Here is an 18,597-nt window from a genome sequence, read left to right as displayed (position 1 = left end):
ACACTTCCGTAGTCTCAATAGTAAACAAATTCGACGGCTAAAATGGTGGTACAAAAGCAATAATAGTGTTGAAAAACTATGCAATAATGACGCTGGAATTTATGCTGCGAAATACTCAGATCTGGAAAAGAAATTTCCGACCCTCGCTGCTGACATGCATAAATTTTTTTACGGGCTTTATGACTTTGATGCTGCCCCCCTCAAACAAAAAGTTGGCAACATTGATGAGCACTACAAGTCCTTTGTCCAAGTTAACAGTCAGGGCAAATGTCCATTTTGCGGAATTAACGACTTATTTATTGAATACCATACTAAACGTGAGGCTTACGACCACTACTTACCAAAAGCAATCTATCCCTTCAACTCGATAAACCTGAAAAACCTAGCGCCTTCCTGTCATCATTGCAACAGCAGCTATAAAAGCACCAAAAACCCCGCATACTCGCCTAAAGATCCCGCTGGCGTAATGAGTCGTCGCAAGGCATTTTACCCATTTTCAACTATACCCTATAGCATCGGACTTGAAGTTAAACTGCTGCATGCCGACATCAAAAATTTAGTTCCCTCAGATATAGACTTGAGCTTTAGCCCCCCAATGCTTACCGAAGAAATTTCTACCTGGAAAGATGTATACGGAATAGAGGAGCGATACCGTGCTAAGTTTCTAAGTCCTAGTGCGAAGGCGTGGCTCGAAGAGGTATTGACCGAACAGCGCTGGCATAGCGAAACAGCCGGCGTAAAAGGCAGGACACCAGAAGCCTATTTGGAAGCAGTAACCTGCCATGCCAGCAATTTTCCATATGCCAATGAAAACTTCCTGAAGCACGGATTCTTACAAGCTTGCAAGGCAGTTGGGATGTTTGATGAACCAGTCAAAGTCAATGGCACCTAGACAGCAGCTAATCGGATAAAGCAGACGTTGATACCTGTTACCAGTGACATTCGTCCGAACATTAGATGAATGAGCGTCGGCCCAAAGACTGGTTTGCCACAAATTTGCCACACTCGCTCCGCTAACCGGGGCGAAATCCCGCTAACCCCAGCTAACACAACCCGTTGATTTCCCAGCTAATCCCCGCTAACGTACTGATTCCAAACGCCGACTTTTAGGACTCCGAAGGCAGGGGTCGTGGGTTCGAATCCCGCCGAGTGCGCCATCTCCAAAAGCCCTGGGAATCTCCCGGGGCTTTTTCGTTCCTGCGCCACCCTCCCGCGCCCCTCCCCTCACCACCGCCATTGATGGTAGCGTGGGCACGTTCCTACTTTTGCACTTGCCCTTTAAACCCTTCGCGAAGGAATGCGCTCGATCATGCCCTTGCCCAAGTTCTCTGCCGCCTCCCTGCTGCTGGCCAGCCTTGCCTTGCTCAGCGTGCCGGCCCACGCCAATCTCAGCCCGCAACAATCCGCCGCCATCCTCAAAGCCTACGACGGCAGCGAGCCGGCCGACTTCAAGCAGTTCATCGGCCAATTGGCCACGCATGAGCTGGCCAAGACCGATGGGCTCGAACAGACCCTCCAGGCCTATCAGGCCGGCACGCCACTGAATGCCGAGCAGCAAAACGAGATCAACCGTCTGCTGGGCCTCTATACCCGCATCAAGTACGGCAAGGCGGCCACCGAGACGCTGCGCGAGCTGGTCGAGATTCCGACCTTCCAGGTCGAGGGCGTGGCGCAGCACGACAACCCGCAGTTCCACAAGATCGCCGCGAAGATCCAGGCGCTGGCCGAAGGCTTTGGCCTGGCCTTCCGCAACGTCGACAACCGCGTCTACGAAATCACCCTCGGCGAAGGCAAGGAAGTGGTCGGCCTGCATGCCCACGCCGACGTGGTGCAGGTGAACCCGGACAACTGGAAGCTGGAAAACGGTACTCGCCTGGACCCGTTCAAGGTCACCCTGGTGGGCGATCGCATGTACGGGCGCGGCACCGAGGACGACAAGAACGGCATCGTCGTCGCGCTCTATGCTTTGAAAGTGGCCAAGGACGAGAAGCTGCCGCTGGCGCGCCAGTTCAAGCTGCTGATCGACACCACCGAAGAAACCTCCGGCGACGCGATTCCTTATTACTTCGCCCACAACGCCACGCCGGACTACAACCTGGCCCTGGACGGCGGCTATCCGGTGGTCATCGCCGAGAAAGGCTACGGCACGGTGATGGCCAGCTTCGCCAAGCGCGCGGGCGAAGGCAAAGGCGCGGAAGTGATCAACCTCACTGGCGGCCTGGCCACCAACCAGATTCCCACCACCTCGGTGGCGACCTTGGTCGGCGACCACCCGGTGGACCTGGCCCGACGCCTGAAAAAGGCCGGCACCGATTATCGCAAAGCCCACGGCAAGGACTTCCGCATCGACAGCGTGGTGTCCGGCAAGCACGTGATCCTGACCGTGACCGGCGTGTCTGCGCACTCCTCCTCGCCGCAGTCGGGGGTCAACCCGGTGGCGCGCATGCTCGACTTCCTCAACGGCCTGGGCGAACGCGTGCCGCTCAAGCGCAACCACTTCACCGACGCTGCGCGCTACGCCGCCGACAACTGGGGCCTGGACTACCTGGGCAGCAAGCTGGGCATCGGCTTCAAGGACGACTTCATGGGGCCGCTGACCGCCTCGCCGACGTTCGTTGGCGTGGACGACAAGGGCCTGAAGCTGGCGGTGAACCTGCGCATTCCCAAGGGCAAGTCGATCCAGACAATCAAGGACGAGCTGGGCAGCAAGCTCGGCGCCTGGTCGAACGACACCCACACCGCCGTGGCCTTCGACTACAGCCTCGACGAGCCGATGTACCGCAACCCCGAAGGCGCGTGGGTGAAGGCGCTGCTCGACGTTGCCAGCCAGAACCTCGGTCTGCCCCATGAGTTCGGCACCTCCGCCGGTGCCACCTCGGTGCATGACCTACCCAATGGTGTGCAGTTCGGTCTGGCCATGCCCGGCGTGAAGTACACCGGTCACAACGACAACGAGTTCAAGACCGTAGAGCAGTTCATGCTCGACCTGCAGGTGGTCAGTGAAATGGTCGCGCGCATCGGGCAGATGCCCACGCTCTAGCGACGCCTGCCGAGGGCTGCCTGCCAGCCCTCGGATTTTTCCCGCCAATGACGTTTTTCAATCGGCTCCATGCCGTTTCCTGCATTGCCCGGCCACGCGCGGTCTTGGATGCTTGAGGCTTTCCAGGACAGCTTTTTTCACTGCCGAGGCCGCCATGAAGAACGTCGAACACATCCTCAAGAGCAAATCCCAGCATCAGACCGTCTACACCATCGGCCCTGACGATTCGGTGCTCGACGCACTCAAGCTCCTGGCGGAAGTGAATATCGGGGCGCTGCCGGTGGTGGAAGACGATCAGGTGGTGGGCATCGTCAGCGAGCGCGATTATGCGCGCAAGCTGGTGCTCAAAGGCCGCTCGTCGGCGGTCACCCCCGTGCGCGAGATCATGAGCGCGCCGGTGGTCACCGTGGAACCCAAGCACAACCTCGAATACTGCATGAACCTGATGACCAACCGGCATCTGCGCCACTTGCCGGTGGTGGACAACGGCAAGTTGCTGGGCCTGCTGTCGATCGGTGACCTGGTCAAGGAAACCATCGCCGAGCAGGCCAACCTGATCCTGCAACTGGAGCAGTACATCCGCGGCGAGTGAGGCCTCAGGCCTTGGGCTTGTGCAGCGCCTCGTTGAGCTGGTCGATCATGACGATCCAGTCGGAATCGGCGATGTAGTTTTCCTTGAGGAAGGCGCGCTGCGAGTCGCTCCAGAACGGCGCGTCCACCAGTTTGACGTCGTCGTCCAGCGGGGAATGGGTGGTGATGAAGCGGTCGATCTCGACAGGATCGTCGTCCAGGCCCATCTGCTTGAAGATTTCCGAGAACTCGTGAGTCGTTGCGTCCATGGTGCGTACCTCCGGGTAGGTCTAAGGGGTGCCTACCTCTAGACAGCTCGCAGGCCGCACTGACTCGATCCGATGCACCTATCCGCTGGAAAAAACGCCGCGCCGCCTACAGAGGCGCGCGGCGCAGGGTAGCGAGAAAGGTCGCGGCGCCGATGAACAGCCCGGCGAAGGTGCGGTTCAGGCGCTTCTGCTGCCGGGGCGTGCGCATCAGGCGCAGCACCCGCGAGGCCAGGCCGGTATAACCGGCCATTACCAGCAAATCGACGCTGATCATGGTGACGGTGATGGTCAGGTACTGGGGCAGCAACGGTGCGTGCGGGTCGATGAACTGCGGCAGGACCGCCAGCATGAACACCAGCGCCTTGGGGTTGCTGACGTTGACCAGGAAGCCCCGGAACACCAGGCTCAGCGGCTTGCCAATGGGGCGCACCGCCGAGGGGTCGGTGAGGTCCATCGGCAACGCCCGCCACTGGCGATAAGCCAGATACACCAGGTAGGCGACGCCGAACCATTTGATCACCTGGAACGCGGTGGCCGAGGCGGCGAGGATGGCGCCCACCCCGGCGGCGATGATGGCGATCTGCACGATCAAGCCCAGTTGCAGGCCCAGCGCGTTCCAGTAGCCGCGCCAGAAACCGTATTGCAGCCCACTGGACATCGAGGCGATCGCCCCGGCGCCCGGCGACAGGCTGATCACCCAGCACGCAGCGAAGAACGCCAACCAGGTCTCCATCGACATCGCACACCTCACTCGCGCTAATGTTGCAAAACGTTAAGCTACGATCCTGGCCAAAAAAGCACCAGTGGTTTTTGCGCGAATGCCCACGCAGCAGCGCCGCTCAGGACAGCGCTTCGAGCTCCGCCTGCATGCTCTCCAGGGTTTCCAGCGCCATCATCCACGCTTCTTCCAGCTCGCCTTCACGTTGCTTGAGGCTGCTCTGACGCGCCAGCAACTCGCGCAGCTCGTCCTTGCGCGCCGCTTCGTAAAGTTCGGCATCGCCCAAGGCCGTCTCGATCTGCGCCAGTTGCGTGTGCACCTGGCCCAGTTCGGTTTCCAGCTTGTCGGCCGCTTTCTTGTGCGGCGCCAGTTGCTGACGCAGCGCGGCGGCGGCCTGACGCTGGGCCTTCTTGTCGGTCTTGTCCGGGTTGACCGGGGTGCTGCTGACCGGCGCGGTGCGCTGGCGATAGTCGATCAACCAGCGGCTGTAGTCGTCCAGGTCGCCGTCGAAAGGCTGGACCTTGCCGTCGGCCACCAGCAGGAAATCATCGGTGGTGCTCTTGAGCAGATGACGGTCGTGGGAGACCACCACCACGGCACCGGCGAACTCCTGCAAGGCCATGGTCAGCGCCAGGCGCATTTCCAGGTCGAGGTGGTTGGTCGGCTCGTCGAGCAGCAGCAGGTTCGGCCGCTCCCAGGCGATCAGCGCCAAGGCCAGCCGGGCTTTTTCGCCACCGGAGAAGTTGAGCACCGGCTCGTCGATGCGATCGCCGCGAAAATCGAAGCCGCCGAGAAAATCGCGCAAGGTCTGCTCGCGCTCGCTCGGCGCCAGACGTTGCAGGTGCAGCAGCGGGCTGGCCTTGTCGTCCAGCGAGTCGAGCTGGTGCTGGGCGAAGTAGCCCACTGCCAGGTTCTCGCCGCGTGCCAGGCGACCGCCCAGCGGCTCCAGCTCGCCGGCCAGGTTCTTGATCAGGGTGGACTTGCCCGCGCCGTTGGGGCCCAGCAGGCCGATGCGCGCGCCGGGAGTGAGTTGCAGCTTGACCTTCTCCAGGATGGTCTTGTCGCCATAGCCCAGCCGGCCTTCGGACAGGTCGAGCAGCGGACTGGAGATTTTCTGCGCTTCGCGGAAGACGAAATCGAATGGCGAATCGACGTGCGCCGCCGACAGTTCCTCCATGCGCTCCAGGGCCTTGATCCGGCTCTGCGCCTGACGTGCCTTGGTGGCCTGGGCCTTGAACCGGGCGATGTACTTTTCCATGTGCGCGCGCTGCGCCTGCTGCTTCTCGTAGGCCTGTTGCTGCTGCGCCAGACGTTCGGCACGGGTGCGTTCGAAAGCGCTGTAGCCGCCTTTGTACAGGTTCAACTTGCGCTGCTCGACGTGCAGCACGTGGTCGACCACGGCATCGAGGAAGTCGCGGTCGTGGGAGATCAGCAGCAGCGTGCCCGGATAGCCCTTGAGCCAGTCTTCGAGCCAGAGGATGGCATCGAGGTCCAGGTGGTTGGTGGGCTCGTCGAGCAGCAGCAGGTCGGAGGGGCACATCAGCGCCTGGGCCAGGTTCAGGCGCATGCGCCAGCCACCGGAGAAGTCGCCGACGCGGCGATCCATCTGCGCACTGGTGAAGCCCAGCCCGGCCAGCAGCTTGCGCGCACGGGCGTCGGCGGTGTAGCCGTCGGCGCTGTCCAGCTCACTGTGCAAGCGCGCCAGCGCGGTGCCGTCGTGGGCGTGCTCGGCGGCAGCCAGGTCGGCCTGGACCTTGCGCAGGCGCAGGTCACCATCGAGCACGTAGTCCACGGCCAGGCGGTCGAGGGTATCGACTTCCTGACGCATGTGGGCGATGCGCCAGTCGGCGGGGATCTGGCAGTCGCCGGCGTCCGGCGACAGCTCGCCGCGCAGCAAAGCGAACAGGCTGGATTTGCCAGCACCGTTGGCGCCGATGAGGCCGGCCTTGTGACCGGTGTGCAGGGTCATCTCGGCGCCTTCTAGCAAGCGCTGCGGACCACGCTGTAAAGTGAGGTTGGATAGTCTGATCATGATGGTCGCGGAGTCTATCAGCTTCCGGGTGGCCCACACAGGGCGCTCGATCACTGACGCGAGTCGAACCAATGCACACCGATCTATGGGATCACGCGCGGGCCTTGTATGCCCGGCCAGGCGTCGAGCACGCCTGTCTTGCCTTGCAGTCGCTGGGCGGCGATGTCTGCCTGCTGCTGTGCGCCACCTGGTTGCAAGCGCGGGGCGTGGCGGCAGAGCCGCAGCGGGTGGAGGCGTTGCTGGCGCTCAGCGGGCCGTGGCAACGCGACGTGGTGGCGCCGCTGCGGGCGTTGCGTCAGGCATGGCGCGGGCAGGCGGCGCACGACGCTGCGTTGGCGGCGCTACGCGAACAGGTGAAGAGGTTGGAACTGGAGGCTGAGCGCACCGTGCTGGAGCGCTTGCAGGGCATTACCTGCGGGTGGTCGGCGAGTCCACACGGACACGCCGATGATTGGCTGCTACGGCTGGCGCCGGCGCCGACCCACGACCACGACGCGCTGCATCAATTGCGCGCCGCGGCCGCTGCGCTTCAGGAGGCCGAAGAGGACGACTGAGCGTTGCCGTTGGCCACAGGAGCCGCGGCAGGGGTTGCCGAGTTGGACGACGATGCGGCAGTGTCGGCTGGCTTGGCGGCAGCGGGCTTGGCTGCCGGCTTGGCCGCCGCCGGTTTGCGAGCGACGCGCGCAGCGGCTGGCTTGGCCGCAGGCTTCGCGGTTGCAGGCTTGGCGGTCGAAGCCTTGGCGGCGGCAGGTTTGGCAGCAGCAGGTTTCGCAGCGGTGGACTTGGCGGCAACTGCTTTGCTCGGCGCTTTGGCCGCTGCAGGCTTGGCGGCAGCAGGCTTGGCCGCGGTCGCTTTGGCTGGAGTCGCTTTGGCGGGCGTCGCTTTGGCCGGAGCTTTCGCAGCAGCCGGCTTGGCGGCAGCGGACTTCACCGGAGTTTTCGCAGCAGGCTTGGCCGCAGGTGCCTTGGCCGCCTTGGTGGCGGGAGCCTTCGCTGCTGGCTTGGCTGCAGCCTTGCCAGCCGGCTTAGCGGCAGGTTTGGACGCTGCTTTGGCGGCGGGTTTGGCGGCGGCACGCTGATCCAGCGCCTTGCCGGCCGCCTCGCGGACCTTACCGACGCCCTGCGCCAGTTTCAGGCTGTCCTGGGCATCGCGCTTGAGTTGCTGAATATAGGTGCGCGTTTGCGTCTGACGCTCTTTCAGCGAATCGAGCAGCGTTTCCAATTCACCGATGGCGCCTTGGGCCTTGCCTTGCGCCTTGGCTTTGCCAGCCTGGGCAGCGTCCTGCAACTTCAGACGGGCGTTGTGCAGTTTCTCCTGCGCTTTACCGCGTTGTTTTTCCAACTTGGCGAGCAGTTTCTCCGCATCCGCCAGCGCTTGCGAGCAAGCCTCTTCCAGATGTTCGAGCAGGCTACCGGAAAGTTGCTGGAGCAGGTGCAACGGCGTACTAACGGGCTTCTTCTTGGCCGACATGGCTTACCTCCTGGCTGACGAGAGTGCGGCTCATACTATGCTTCTGCTGCTAACGCCGCTAGGCCATGTTGACAGTATTCTCGGCGACGCGTTGCATGTTCGGGCAAAGTTTGAAACTTGCATCTGCGCCGGTCTGCCGCCGTCGTGTGACTGTTCGATAATGGCGGCCTCCCGGCCACTGGGAAAGACTGACATACTTCGCCTTCAACGCCGCAGGAGTCGCCCGTGCACCGTCTTTCGATATTGCTGCTGAGCGCGCTGGCCTTCTCGGCCGTCGCCGCCACGCCCACGTCGCCGCCCAATGACCAGGACCTGGCCTACAGCCTGGGCGCCAGCCTGGGCGAGCGCCTGCGCCAGGAAATGCCCGACCTGCAACTCGACGCCTTGGTCGAAGGGCTGCGCCAGGCCTATCAAGGTCAACCGCCGCGTATCGACAAGTCACGCATGCAAGCCATCCTGCAACAGCATGAAGAACAGGCGGCAGCGGCCGGCGCACAGGCCCACACCGACCAGTTGCTGGCCGCCGAGAAGCGCTTCATGGCCACCGAGCGCGGACGCGCCGGTGTGCATGAGTTGCCCGAGGGAATCTTGTACAGCGAACTGGCCAGCGGCAGCGGCGCACAGCCCAAGGCCGGCGGCAGGGTGCAGGTTCGTTATGTGGGGAAGTTGCCGGACGGCTCGGTGTTCGATCAGAGCCAGCAGCCGCAATGGTTCAGCCTGGACTCGGTCATCGCGGGATGGCAGGTGGCGCTACCGCAGATGAAGACCGGCGCCAAATGGCGAGTAGTGATCCCTTCGGCGCAGGCCTACGGCGCCGACGGGGCGGGCGACCTGATCGCGCCTTACACCCCACTGGTCTTCGAGATCGAACTGCTGGCGGTGGGCGACTGAGTCAGGCCTGCACCGCGCCCTCGACCTTGTGCGCGGTGTGCAGCACTTCGATCAGGCAGTCTTCCAGCTCGAAGCGCTCATGCAACAGCCCGCCCAGCTTGCCCAGCTTCTCGGCGAATCGCTCCGGATCGGTGCACTCGCCTTTCTCGCAGTGATCGTTGAACGCCAGGGCGATCTGAGTGCTGTCATCGATGCGCGGGTTGATCTGGGTGGCGAGTTCAAGGCCGCGGGTGTCGCCAAAGGCCTTGGCTTCGCTGACCAGTTGCTCGCTGATCTCGAAGTGCCACGCCGATACATAGTCGACCAGCGCCGCGCAGAAGTCGCGATTCTTGTCCTTGTCGGCGAAGGCAGGCTTGGCGTCACGCAAGGCGTAGAACGCCTGCACCAATTCGTGACGCTCCTTGAGCCAACGGTCGATCAGCTTGTGGACCCCGCCCCACCGTTCCTGGGCGTTCTGGCAACTATCGAGCATGGCAGTCTCTTCCCTAGCTGGGCAGATGCAGCTGCACCCGGCGCCTCGATCGGGCGACACAGCGGTGAAATCAGCGCAACGGCATCGAACCGTGTGATTTAGGTATGTGTGCAGGGCAGATTATTCCCGCACGTGCTGCCCATCAAGGTACGCAGTGGACTAAGTTCATACAAGCGTTCGATAGCCTTGGCCAAGCCGCTGGTCGTGCGCTTGCCCCAGATCAACCCTTGCCCGGCATGCGTCGGCACCACGCCAACAGATGCCAGCAGGGCAGTGCCGCCAGCGCCAGGAAGGCCAGCAAGCTCCATTCTGGAAGGGTGAGGTCGAGGAAGCTCCAACTGATCGACACGCACTCGGAGTTACCAACCAACAAGCGCGCCAGCGCCTGCGCCCAGGAGCGCTGGAAGGTATGCTCGAACGGTTCGGCCGAGACGGTCGGCCACTCGCCCTGTAACCAGACATGCCGGGCGGCCAAGGCCAGGCCGAGAGTGGCCACGACCATTGCTATCGACGCATAGGCGCGGGCACCTTTGAGCCCCGGTGCGTGCAGGACAGCGCACACACAGATGACGCCGTAGAGCGCAAGCAGCAAGCGCTGGCTCAGGCACAGCGGGCACGGCACCAACCCCAGCCAGTTCTCAAGGACGAACGCTGCCGCCAAGGCCAGCACCGAGCCGAGCAAGCCTAAGAAGAACAGAGGGCGCGAGCGAACCTGCGACATGACCGATGCGAATCCCATGGTGTTCGGAGTGGTTTGAAACGGTAGAGGAAAGAGGACCGCTGTTTCAAGTTGCTACAGAGGGAAGAAGTCGTTCATTGGAAGGGAAAGATTTCTGATGTCGGTAGGAAGAATCCTAGGCCGTAACGACAATGAAGTAGCGTCTGACCCGCCTGATTGAAATAGGCCGTAAATACCGCAGCGGTCAGGGTGCCCAGCGGCACCCGATCAAGGCACAGGCGATGCCGGGCCACGCAGCAGAATCACGCGGCTCCGGCACCCAGACGCCGCTCAGGCCTGGACTGTCTCAGGCAACGGCAGGGCCAGCAGGCGCTCGTCGAGCAGCCCCAGACCCTCCTGGAACAATTGATTGCTGCGCTCGGTCTCGCCCAGCCCTGCCAACAGTCGCGCAAGCTCGGCACAGGTTTCCGGGTTACGTTGCATGCGCAGACTGCTCTCGAAGTAGTCGCGAGCTTTGCCCCAGAGGCGGTTCTGCTGGCTCAGACGACCGAGGGTCAGCAGCAAGCTCGGGTCCTGCGGGTGGTCCTTGAGCCAGCCTTCGGCGGTCTGCAACTGGCGCAAAGGATCGTCACCACGCACCAGCCCGTACAGACGCGCCAAGTGGCTTTCATACTGACGCTTCAAGGCGCTGCGCAGCACCTGCTCCGCCTCCCCTTGGGCGCCCACCTGACGCAGTTGCTCGGCATAGGCCAACACCAACTGCGGCTCATGGCGCTGGGCCGAGGTCAGTTGCTGCCAGGCACGCTCCAGCGACTGACGCGCCGCCTGTGGATCTTCACCCCGCGTGGCAGCCAGGCTCAGGTTCTGCCCCCAGGCACGCTGTTCCAGTTCGGCCAGCTCTGGGGCCGGCAGCACCTTGCCCTTGCGCAAGTCGGGCAGCAGGCGAATCAACGCAGGCCAGTCGCCGCGCTCGCGGTGCAGACGCTGCAGCAAACGCAGCACCTGGACGTTGTGCGGATGGCGCTCCTGCATCACCAGCAGGGTATCCAGCGCACCGTCGGTATCGCCGCGGTCCATCTGCAGTTGCGCATGGGTCAGCGCAATGGCCAGCTCGGCCTGGGGCTGACGCTCCAAGGCGCGTTCGAGCAAATTGTCACTGTCCTCGGTACGCCCCTGCTCGTTGGCGGCGCGCGCCGCACCGAGGTAATACAACAGCGGCTGACGCTCGGCCTCGGCGGCACGGTGCAGGTGACGCTGAGCACTGGCCCAGCGCCCCTCGGCCAGGTCCAACTGCCCCTGCTCGATGGCGATGCGCACACGACGGCGACGGTTGCGTCGCGACCATGGGTTGACCACGCCGCTGGAAGTCAGCACCAGCCCCACCAGATAACGCAGCAGTAGCAGCGCCAGCACGAACACTACCAACGCCGCCAGCGCCGCCCACAAGCCCGACTGATAACGGAAGCCCCCGTAGGCGATCAACACGTAGCCACTGTGCTTGGCGATGGCCACACCCAGCCCCGCCGCAACGACGATTGCCAGCACGGCCAGCAGGTAGACACGCTTCATGGCTTGGCCCCCTCACCCTCGGCCGGCAGGTGCCGGCGCTGGATGTAGGCCTGCACCGCCGCCAGGCTTTCAGCCAGATCGGGAACCTGCACCGACACCGGCTGATCGGCCAGGGCGTTGAGGCTGTCGAGCATGGCCTTGCTCTGCGGATTGTCGGCATTGAAGTTGGCCAGCAGCACGCTGCGGGCATCGTCCAGGGCACGGGTGTACACCTTGTCCTGACCGTTGAGCGCGGCCCACTGGGCCTGTTCGAGGGTCAGGCTCAACGCCAGGCGCACCTGGCTGAGCGACTGCCCGGCCAACAGCGGACGCACGTTCTGGTCGGCATTGAAGTCGACTTGGAAGTATTTGGAAATTTCTGCCCACCAGTTCGACAGACGCGTGCTGAAGTCGCCGTCTTCGGTCAGCGCACCCACCGCGTTGGCATCGCTGTCGAACTCCGGCGCCAGGGCGCTGAGTTGCTGGACCTGCTCGCGCTGCGCGGCGAGCTTGAGGAACAGGCCGGTTCGGTCAGGTTGCCGGGTGCTTTGCAGGGTCGCCAGGCTGCGCGCCAACTGCTCACGCGCGGCGAACACACCAGGATCGCTCTGCTCGCGCAGAATCTCGTCGGCGCCTTCGACCAGTGCCGTGGCGCTGGTGATGTCCTGCAAGGCTGACAGACGCAGGGTGGCCAAGCGCAGCAGATGTTCGGCCTCGGCCAGCCGCCATTCCTTGCGGCTTTCGCCCAACACCGTTTCCAGGCGCTGACTCAGCCGCTGCTGGTCGCCCTGCAACTGCGCCACCAGACGCCGGCGGTCTTCCAGTTCACTGGCTGCCGGCAGTCCGGCGAGCTGCGAGCCCAGTTGTTGCTGACGCTGCTGCAACGCCTCGGCGCGCTGGTTCAGCGCCTCGATATGCTCGCCCTGGCCCTGCTCGTTGCCTTGCAACTGATGCACCTGCCATGCGCCCCAGCCGCCAACGCCCAGACCGGCCGCGCCAAACAGCAGCGCCAGCATGGCCAGGCCGTTGCCAGCCCGCTTGGCCGGCTGCTCGACGGGGGTGTGCGGCGCCTCGGCCGCCGTGGGTTGTTCGTTGTTGGACAAGACAGTCTCGCTCACGTATCCATCCTTTGCATGGGGGCGCCGTCGCTCTGCGCTGGGCGCCTTAAGAGGCAGGTGCAGCGCTGCGCTGCACGGCTGCCAGCAAAGCCGTGGCACTGGCGCCACGGCAATCCACAACCTGTTGGGCACCTGCTGCCCTGGCCTGCTCGGCGACCCGCGGGCTCGGCACGAACAGAGGCATCTGCGCAACGCGGGGCCACTGGGCGCCAGCGAGCCGCTGCAGATGTTCGAAACCCTGCCCACTGCTGACCACCAGCCCGTTCAGGCGTTCCGCTTCGATCCGTTGCAGCAGGCTGCCTGGCGGATGATCCGGCAGGCGACGTTCATACAGTTCCAGATAATCGACACTAGCACCTTGCTCACCAAGACGCTCGGCCAGCAGTTCGCGACCTCCCTTGCCACGGACGATCAGGACACGTGCTGTAGGAACCGCGATAGCCTCGCGCAGGACGGACACACCGAGCAAGGCCTCGCTATCATCGCCGGCTGTAGGGTAAGTCACCTGCAGACCCGCGGCCTGGAGCACCCGGGCCGTGGCTTCGCCCACGCTGAACCAGCCGTGGCGCGGCGCGGCGAGCGCGGCGTCGGCGAGCCGATCCAGCAGCAGGCGCGCAGCCGGCTTGCTCACGACGATGATCGCCTGATAGCTGCCGATAGCGTCCAGTCGCTGCCGCGCGGCAGCGTCCAGGGCGACAGGCGCGATGGTCAACAACGGCAGGCTGCTGCTGGCAATACCCGATGCGCTCAGCACCTGCGCCACCGCCGCGCATTCCTCGGCAGGCCGAGTCAGCAGCAGGCGCCAGTTGCTCACGGATGACCGGCCTCGCCGTAGACGTCCTTGAGGATCGCCTCGGCGCCCTGCGCCAGCAGTGCTTCGGCCACCTGCACACCCAGGCGCTCAGCCTCGGCGCGCGGCGCGCGGGCATCGGCCATCAGCAACGTCCCGCCGCTGGGCTGGCCCACCAGCCCGCGCAGCCACAGGTCATCGCCCTCGAGCACGGCGTAGCAGGCGATCGGCACCTGGCAGCCACCGTTCAGACGCTTGTTCATCGCCCGCTCGGCCTTGACCCGATCCGCCGTGTCGGCATGGTCGAGCGGCGCCAGCAACGCATGGATTTCCCGGTCGGCACTGCGGCACTCGATGCCCACTGCGCCCTGGCCACCCGCCGGAAGGCTGTCGTCGATGCCGATGCTGGAGGTGATACGTGCTTCGAAGCCCAGGCGAATCAGCCCCGCTGCCGCCAGGATGATCGCGTCGTACTCGCCGGCATCGAGCTTGGCCAGGCGCGTGTTGACGTTGCCGCGCAGGAAGCGGATCTCCAGGTCTGGACGACGGGCCAGCAGCTGCGCCTGCCGGCGCAGGCTGGACGTGCCGACGATGCTCCCGGCCGGCAGCGCATCAAGGCTGTCGAAGGTGTTGGAAACGAAGGCATCGCGCGGGTCTTCGCGTTCGCAGATGCAGTACAAACCCAGGCCCTCGGGGAAGTCCATGGGCACGTCCTTCATCGAATGGACGGCGATGTCGGCCTCGTTGTCGAGCAGGGCGGTTTCCAGCTCCTTGACGAACAGCCCCTTGCCGCCGATCTTCGCCAGTGGCGCGTCGAGCAGCTTGTCGCCACGGCTGACCATCGGCACCAGGGACACGATGAGGCCGGGATGCGCCTGTTCCAGGCGCGCTTTGACGTATTCGGCCTGCCACAGGGCCAAGGCGCTTTTACGGGTGGCAATGCGGATTTCGCGAGTGGACATCTGACGCACCGAAGCAGAGAAATGCCGGCGATGATAACAGCTCGGCTCGCTTGGCTAGCAGATCCAGGTCATTACAAGGCCTGCCATCCCTGGCGACGGCCATGCGCGGGCAAGGCTTAGAGCTGCTGCATCATCTTGCGCACACCGGCTACATGCCGGCGGCTGACGGTCAGCGCATCGCCGTTCAGGCCCTTGAGAAACAGTTGGAAGTGGCCAAGCGGCGTACGTTGCAGCCGCTCGATGCGATCGCGCGCCACCAGCGCGTTGCGATGGATGCGCACGAAGCGCTCGCCGAACTCGTCTTCCAGGGATTTGAGCGGCTCGTCCAGCAGCACCTCGCCGCCTTCGTGGCGCAAAGTCACGTATTTGTGATCGGCGATGAAGTAGATCACCTGACCCAGCGGAATCAGTTCGATACCTTTGCGGGTGCGGGCGCTGATATGGCTGCGTGGGCCTCCACCGGCTTCGGTGGCGGGCCGGGTGAGTGCCGCGAGCTGGGTACGGTTGGGTTTGTCGGCCCTGCGCAGGGCATCGCGCAATGCCTGGGGTTGGGTGGCGTGGCCGACGTGGCTGAGGGTGCTGTGGTTGAACGCCTCCAACTCGTCGTCATCGAGGCAGAACACCACCGCTGGCGGCGCCTCACGTTCGCACAGGCGAGCCGCGACCTGCAGGCCGTCCAGGCCTGGCATGCGGGTGTCGAGCAGCACCACGTCGGGTTTCAAGCTGTCGATCAGTGCCAGGGCCTCCTCGCCGCTGGTGGCACTGGGTTCCAGCACGTTGTAGCCCTCCAGCTCGCCAAGCAGGCGGCTCAGGCGGTCACGGGCCTGGGATTCATCGTCAACGATCAGGACATTCATAATTGCGCTGGATTCCTGAGTGAGTCTCGCAAGGTGGGTCTGCGTGACAGGAGTCGGTGGACCGTGTTGCGGTCACGCTACAGACCCATGCGAAGGCCAAAGATTCACTGGTCCGACAGAATCGCTGCCGGCCCTCTGTGAAACTGTAGACGGTCCGTGGAACGCTGCCGTTCAATCGCTGAATATCCTGTAGCGCCGCTGGCATGCCGCAAAACGGCCATCGCGCCGACCGCTGTCCTACGGACGGCAGCCCAACCCTGCTATCATCGGCGCCACTTTTTCATTCACGCCTTCTATGAGTGGATCCATGAGCACCGACAAGACCAACCAGTCCTGGGGCGGCCGCTTCAGCGAGCCCGTCGACGCCTTCGTCGCCCGCTTCACCGCCTCGGTCGATTTCGACAAGCGCCTGTACCGTCACGACATCATGGGTTCGATTGCCCACGCCACCATGCTGGCGCAGGTCGGCGTGCTGTCCGACGCCGAACGCGACGCGATCATCGACGGGCTGAACACCATCCAGGGCGAAATCGAAGCGGGCCAGTTCGACTGGCGCGTCGATCTGGAAGATGTGCACATGAACATCGAAGCGCGCCTGACCGACCGCATCGGCGTCACCGGCAAGAAGCTGCACACCGGCCGCAGCCGCAACGACCAGGTCGCCACCGACATCCGCCTGTGGCTGCGTGACGAAATAGACCTGATCCTGGCCGAAATCACCCGCCTGCAGCAGGGCCTGCTGGCCCAGGCCGAGCGCGAAGCCGAGACCATCATGCCCGGCTTCACCCACCTGCAGACCGCCCAACCGGTGACCTTCGGCCATCACCTGCTGGCCTGGTTCGAAATGCTCAGCCGCGACTACGAGCGCCTGGTCGACTGCCGCAAGCGCGTCAACCGCATGCCCTTGGGCAGCGCCGCACTGGCCGGCACCACCTACCCCATCGACCGTGATCTCACCTGCACGCTGCTAGGCTTCGAGGCAGTCTCGGGCAACTCGCTGGACGGCGTGTCCGACCGCGATTTCGCCATCGAATTCTGCGCGGCCGCGAGCCTGGCGATGATGCACCTGTCGCGCTTCTCCGAAGAGCTGGTGCTGTGGACCAGTGCGCAATTCCAGTTCATCGACCTGCCCGACCGCTTCTGCACCGGCAGCTCGATCATGCCGCAGAAGAAGAACCCGGACGTCCCGGAGCTGGTGCGCGGCAAGACCGGCCGTGTGTTCGGCGCCCTCACCGGCCTGCTTACCCTGATGAAGGGCCAGCCGCTGGCCTACAACAAGGACAATCAGGAAGACAAAGAGCCGCTGTTCGACGCCGCCGATACCCTGCGCGACTCGCTGCGCGCTTTCGCCGACATGATTCCGGCGATCAAGCCCAAGCACGCGATCATGCGCGAGGCCGCGCTGCGCGGATTTTCCACCGCCACCGACCTGGCCGACTACCTGGTGCGTCGCGGTCTGCCGTTCCGTGACTGCCACGAGATCGTCGGGCACGCGGTCAAGTACGGCGTCGACCACGGCAAGGACCTGGCCGAGATGAGCCTGGAAGAGCTGCGCCAGTTCAGCGACCAGATCGAGCAGGATGTGTTCGCCGTGCTCACCCTGGAAGGCTCGGTGAACGCGCGCAACCACATCGGCGGCACCGCACCTGCCCAGGTGCGCGCCGCCGTCGCTCGCGGCCAGGCGCTGCTGGCCGCACGCTGATCGAGCAACGGTCGGGGCTGCCCGCCAGCCCCGGCCCCTTCAGCGCTTGTTCTTGATCATTTCCAGGAACGCCGGCATCGCCGCTTCCTTGTCGGCGACGATCCGCGCCATGTGCGGGTTTTCCTGCAACTTCTGCAACAAGGCTGCGGCCTGCGGGAAGTCAGCGAGGAAATCGATGCCCAGCACCTTCTTGCCTACCGCGCAGGCCAGATCCACCGAGAAGCAGAACATCAGGTCCGCCAAGGTCAGGCGTTCGCCCGCCACATAAGGCGCGAACTTGCCATTGCGCTTGAGCGTGGCGAAGCCCACCAACAGTTCGGCGCGGGCTTTCTCCTTGACCAGCGGCTCCACCGGCTGACCGAAGAACGCCTCGGCATAGCAGGTGCGCGCGGGCAGTTCGATGTACAGCTCGATTTCCTTGAGCAGCTCGCGCACCTTGGCCAACTCGAAGGCATCGCGGGGCAGCAGCGGATGCTCGGGGTGGGTCTGCTCGATGTACTCGAGGATCACGCTGGTTTCACTGAGAAAACCGTGCTCGGTTTCCAGCGCCGGCACCTTGCCGCGCGGGCTCACCGCCAGCACCTGCGGGGTCTGCCCGGAGACGAACAGCACTTCCTCGAAAGGCACGCCTTTTTCCAGCAGGGCCAGTTTGACCATGTTGTAGTAGTTGCTGACCGCGAATCCGTAGAGCTTGAGCATGGGGTACAGCCTCCAGGCCGTGTGAGGGGTTGGCCCGCACGTTTATAGCCGCACTGGCCCTGCTCTGACCAGCATCATGGCGCACGTCGATGATGGGGCATTGCCCAGGCAGGCATGGCACACTGTGCGCCTTATCCACAGGAGCAGCGCCATGAGCGAACCCACCGACCTCGACAACGAAGACGAAGCCTTCGCCGAAGCCACCCTGACCCAGGCTATCGAAAACCAGATCGAAAGCGGCAATCCGCCCGCCGCCAAGGCCACCTACAACAAGCTGAGCCTGGTCGGCTACGCGCATGAGGATATCCTCAACCTCATGGCCCACGTGCTGGCCATCGAGATCGACGCGCTGCTCAATGAAGACCGCGCGTTCAATACCGAATGGTACGAAAACGCCCTGCGCGCCCTGCCGGAACTGCCGCCTGAGGCAAATCAAGGCGACGACGAACAAGTCTGACTACACTCCTGACTTCCATCCTCGTCTGGAAGTCAGGAGTTGCCCATGTCCTTCACCCCCGATCTGATCGCCGAACTGGAAGTGCTTGCCCTGTTCAACCTGGACAGCAGCCAGGAAGGGATCAAGATTCACGCCAACGCTTCGCCCTCGCTCATCGCCGCCGCCAAGCGCCTGCATGAGAAGCAGCTCACCGATCAGCCCGATGGCGGCTACCTGACCAGCCTCGGTCACGACGCGGTCGAGAGCGTGCAACTGCTGCTGAACGTGCTCAAGTCACCACAGCCGGCCTAGCCACGTAAAGACGCCTTCTCGGCATCGCACC

General features: G+C 63.7%; 20 protein-coding genes. 8 read left to right on the top strand and 12 right to left on the bottom strand.

Going from position 1 to position 18,597, the window contains the following annotated elements; translation table 11 throughout:
• The first annotated feature begins 154 nt into the window (after positions 1 to 154).
• The 3 genes from ACK2SD_RS01365 to ACK2SD_RS01355 all read left to right on the top strand — a co-directional run bounded on the left by ACK2SD_RS01365 (position 155) and on the right by ACK2SD_RS01355 (position 3,632).
• Positions 155 to 892 carry an HNH endonuclease gene (locus tag ACK2SD_RS01365; RefSeq protein WP_412461165.1) on the top strand — a complete coding sequence of 246 codons (738 nt, stop codon included), beginning with the start codon at positions 155 to 157 and terminating at the stop codon, positions 890 to 892.
• 417 nt (positions 893 to 1,309) lie between these two features.
• A complete protein-coding gene (locus tag ACK2SD_RS01360; protein ID WP_412461164.1) occupies positions 1,310 to 3,040 on the top strand; it encodes a dipeptidase in 1,731 nt (576 codons plus the stop codon).
• Positions 3,041 to 3,194: 154 nt separating this feature from the next.
• Positions 3,195 to 3,632: a CBS domain-containing protein gene (locus ACK2SD_RS01355; RefSeq protein WP_412461163.1), complete on the top strand. Its 438-nt coding sequence runs from the start codon at positions 3,195 to 3,197 to the stop codon at positions 3,630 to 3,632.
• Positions 3,633 to 3,636: 4 nt separating this feature from the next.
• Here ACK2SD_RS01355 and ACK2SD_RS01350 read toward each other — a convergent pair whose 3' ends face one another.
• The 3 genes from ACK2SD_RS01350 to ACK2SD_RS01340 form a co-directional block, all read right to left on the bottom strand.
• Positions 3,637 to 3,879, bottom strand: coding sequence for a DUF2789 domain-containing protein (locus ACK2SD_RS01350; RefSeq protein ID WP_412461162.1), 243 nt, complete (start codon positions 3,877 to 3,879; stop codon positions 3,637 to 3,639).
• A gap of 106 nt (positions 3,880 to 3,985) precedes the next feature.
• On the bottom strand, positions 3,986 to 4,618 hold the full coding sequence (locus ACK2SD_RS01345) for a LysE family transporter (RefSeq protein WP_295481251.1): 633 nt from the start codon (positions 4,616 to 4,618) through the stop codon (positions 3,986 to 3,988).
• 100 nt (positions 4,619 to 4,718) lie between these two features.
• Positions 4,719 to 6,629 (bottom strand): ATP-binding cassette domain-containing protein, encoded by a 1,911-nt coding sequence (locus ACK2SD_RS01340; protein ID WP_317872096.1) that lies wholly within the window; start codon positions 6,627 to 6,629, stop codon positions 4,719 to 4,721.
• A gap of 71 nt (positions 6,630 to 6,700) precedes the next feature.
• On the opposite strand from ACK2SD_RS01340, the gene ACK2SD_RS01335 reads away from it, so the two are divergent.
• Positions 6,701 to 7,183, top strand: coding sequence for a TIGR02444 family protein (locus ACK2SD_RS01335; RefSeq protein WP_412461161.1), 483 nt, complete (start codon positions 6,701 to 6,703; stop codon positions 7,181 to 7,183).
• On the opposite strand, the gene ACK2SD_RS01330 is transcribed toward ACK2SD_RS01335, so the two are convergent.
• Complete coding sequence (locus ACK2SD_RS01330; RefSeq protein WP_412461160.1) at positions 7,159 to 8,100, bottom strand: AlgP family protein; 942 nt, start codon at positions 8,098 to 8,100, stop codon at positions 7,159 to 7,161. The two genes, ACK2SD_RS01335 and ACK2SD_RS01330, sit on opposite strands and share 25 nt — an antisense overlap.
• A gap of 246 nt (positions 8,101 to 8,346) precedes the next feature.
• On the opposite strand from ACK2SD_RS01330, the gene ACK2SD_RS01325 reads away from it, so the two are divergent.
• Positions 8,347 to 8,991 (top strand): FKBP-type peptidyl-prolyl cis-trans isomerase, encoded by a 645-nt coding sequence (locus ACK2SD_RS01325; protein ID WP_412462371.1) that lies wholly within the window; start codon positions 8,347 to 8,349, stop codon positions 8,989 to 8,991.
• Between the two features lies 1 nt (position 8,992).
• Here the strand turns inward: ACK2SD_RS01325 and rsd are convergent, their stop codons facing one another.
• From rsd to ACK2SD_RS01290, 7 genes are all read right to left on the bottom strand, one after another.
• Positions 8,993 to 9,463 carry a sigma D regulator gene (gene rsd, locus ACK2SD_RS01320; protein WP_295481254.1) on the bottom strand — a complete coding sequence of 157 codons (471 nt, stop codon included), beginning with the start codon at positions 9,461 to 9,463 and terminating at the stop codon, positions 8,993 to 8,995.
• 220 nt (positions 9,464 to 9,683) lie between these two features.
• Positions 9,684 to 10,184 carry a disulfide bond formation protein B gene (locus ACK2SD_RS01315; RefSeq protein ID WP_342650212.1) on the bottom strand — a complete coding sequence of 167 codons (501 nt, stop codon included), beginning with the start codon at positions 10,182 to 10,184 and terminating at the stop codon, positions 9,684 to 9,686.
• A 288-nt stretch (positions 10,185 to 10,472) separates the two neighbouring features.
• The gene (locus ACK2SD_RS01310; protein WP_412461159.1) at positions 10,473 to 11,711 is read right to left on the bottom strand and encodes a heme biosynthesis protein HemY; all 1,239 of its coding nucleotides are present in this window, start codon (positions 11,709 to 11,711) and stop codon (positions 10,473 to 10,475) included.
• A complete protein-coding gene (locus tag ACK2SD_RS01305; protein ID WP_412461158.1) occupies positions 11,708 to 12,808 on the bottom strand; it encodes a uroporphyrinogen-III C-methyltransferase in 1,101 nt (366 codons plus the stop codon). The genes ACK2SD_RS01310 and ACK2SD_RS01305 overlap by 4 nt, the downstream gene beginning before the upstream one ends.
• Before the next feature lie 46 nt (positions 12,809 to 12,854).
• A complete protein-coding gene (locus ACK2SD_RS01300) occupies positions 12,855 to 13,622 on the bottom strand; it encodes a uroporphyrinogen-III synthase (protein ID WP_412461157.1) in 768 nt (255 codons plus the stop codon).
• Positions 13,619 to 14,560 (bottom strand): hydroxymethylbilane synthase, encoded by a 942-nt coding sequence (gene hemC, locus ACK2SD_RS01295; RefSeq protein ID WP_116889730.1) that lies wholly within the window; start codon positions 14,558 to 14,560, stop codon positions 13,619 to 13,621. Before hemC ends, ACK2SD_RS01300 begins: the two co-directional genes overlap by 4 nt.
• A 116-nt stretch (positions 14,561 to 14,676) precedes the next feature.
• Complete coding sequence (locus ACK2SD_RS01290) at positions 14,677 to 15,417, bottom strand: LytR/AlgR family response regulator transcription factor (RefSeq protein WP_295481257.1); 741 nt, start codon at positions 15,415 to 15,417, stop codon at positions 14,677 to 14,679.
• Between the two features lie 307 nt (positions 15,418 to 15,724).
• Between ACK2SD_RS01290 and argH the strand changes: the two genes are divergently transcribed.
• Positions 15,725 to 17,119: an argininosuccinate lyase gene (gene argH / locus ACK2SD_RS01285; protein WP_412461156.1), complete on the top strand. Its 1,395-nt coding sequence runs from the start codon at positions 15,725 to 15,727 to the stop codon at positions 17,117 to 17,119.
• Between the two features lie 39 nt (positions 17,120 to 17,158).
• On the opposite strand, the gene ACK2SD_RS01280 is transcribed toward argH, so the two are convergent.
• The gene (locus ACK2SD_RS01280) at positions 17,159 to 17,818 is read right to left on the bottom strand and encodes a glutathione S-transferase (protein WP_029612560.1); all 660 of its coding nucleotides are present in this window, start codon (positions 17,816 to 17,818) and stop codon (positions 17,159 to 17,161) included.
• A 151-nt stretch (positions 17,819 to 17,969) separates the two neighbouring features.
• On the opposite strand from ACK2SD_RS01280, the gene ACK2SD_RS01275 reads away from it, so the two are divergent.
• Complete coding sequence (locus tag ACK2SD_RS01275) at positions 17,970 to 18,275, top strand: hypothetical protein (protein WP_412461155.1); 306 nt, start codon at positions 17,970 to 17,972, stop codon at positions 18,273 to 18,275.
• A 45-nt stretch (positions 18,276 to 18,320) separates the two neighbouring features.
• Positions 18,321 to 18,566, top strand: a complete 246-nt coding sequence (locus tag ACK2SD_RS01270) for a TIGR02647 family protein (RefSeq protein ID WP_039581529.1) — start codon at positions 18,321 to 18,323, stop codon at positions 18,564 to 18,566.
• Positions 18,567 to 18,597: the final 31 nt, after the last annotated feature.

The sequence above is a fragment of the Pseudomonas sp. SC11 genome, assembly GCF_047039205.1.
Classification (GTDB): Bacteria; Pseudomonadota; Gammaproteobacteria; order Pseudomonadales; family Pseudomonadaceae; genus Aquipseudomonas; species Aquipseudomonas boreofloridensis.
Note: the sequence above shows the minus strand (reverse complement) of the source record. Positions and strands in the feature narration are given on the sequence as shown.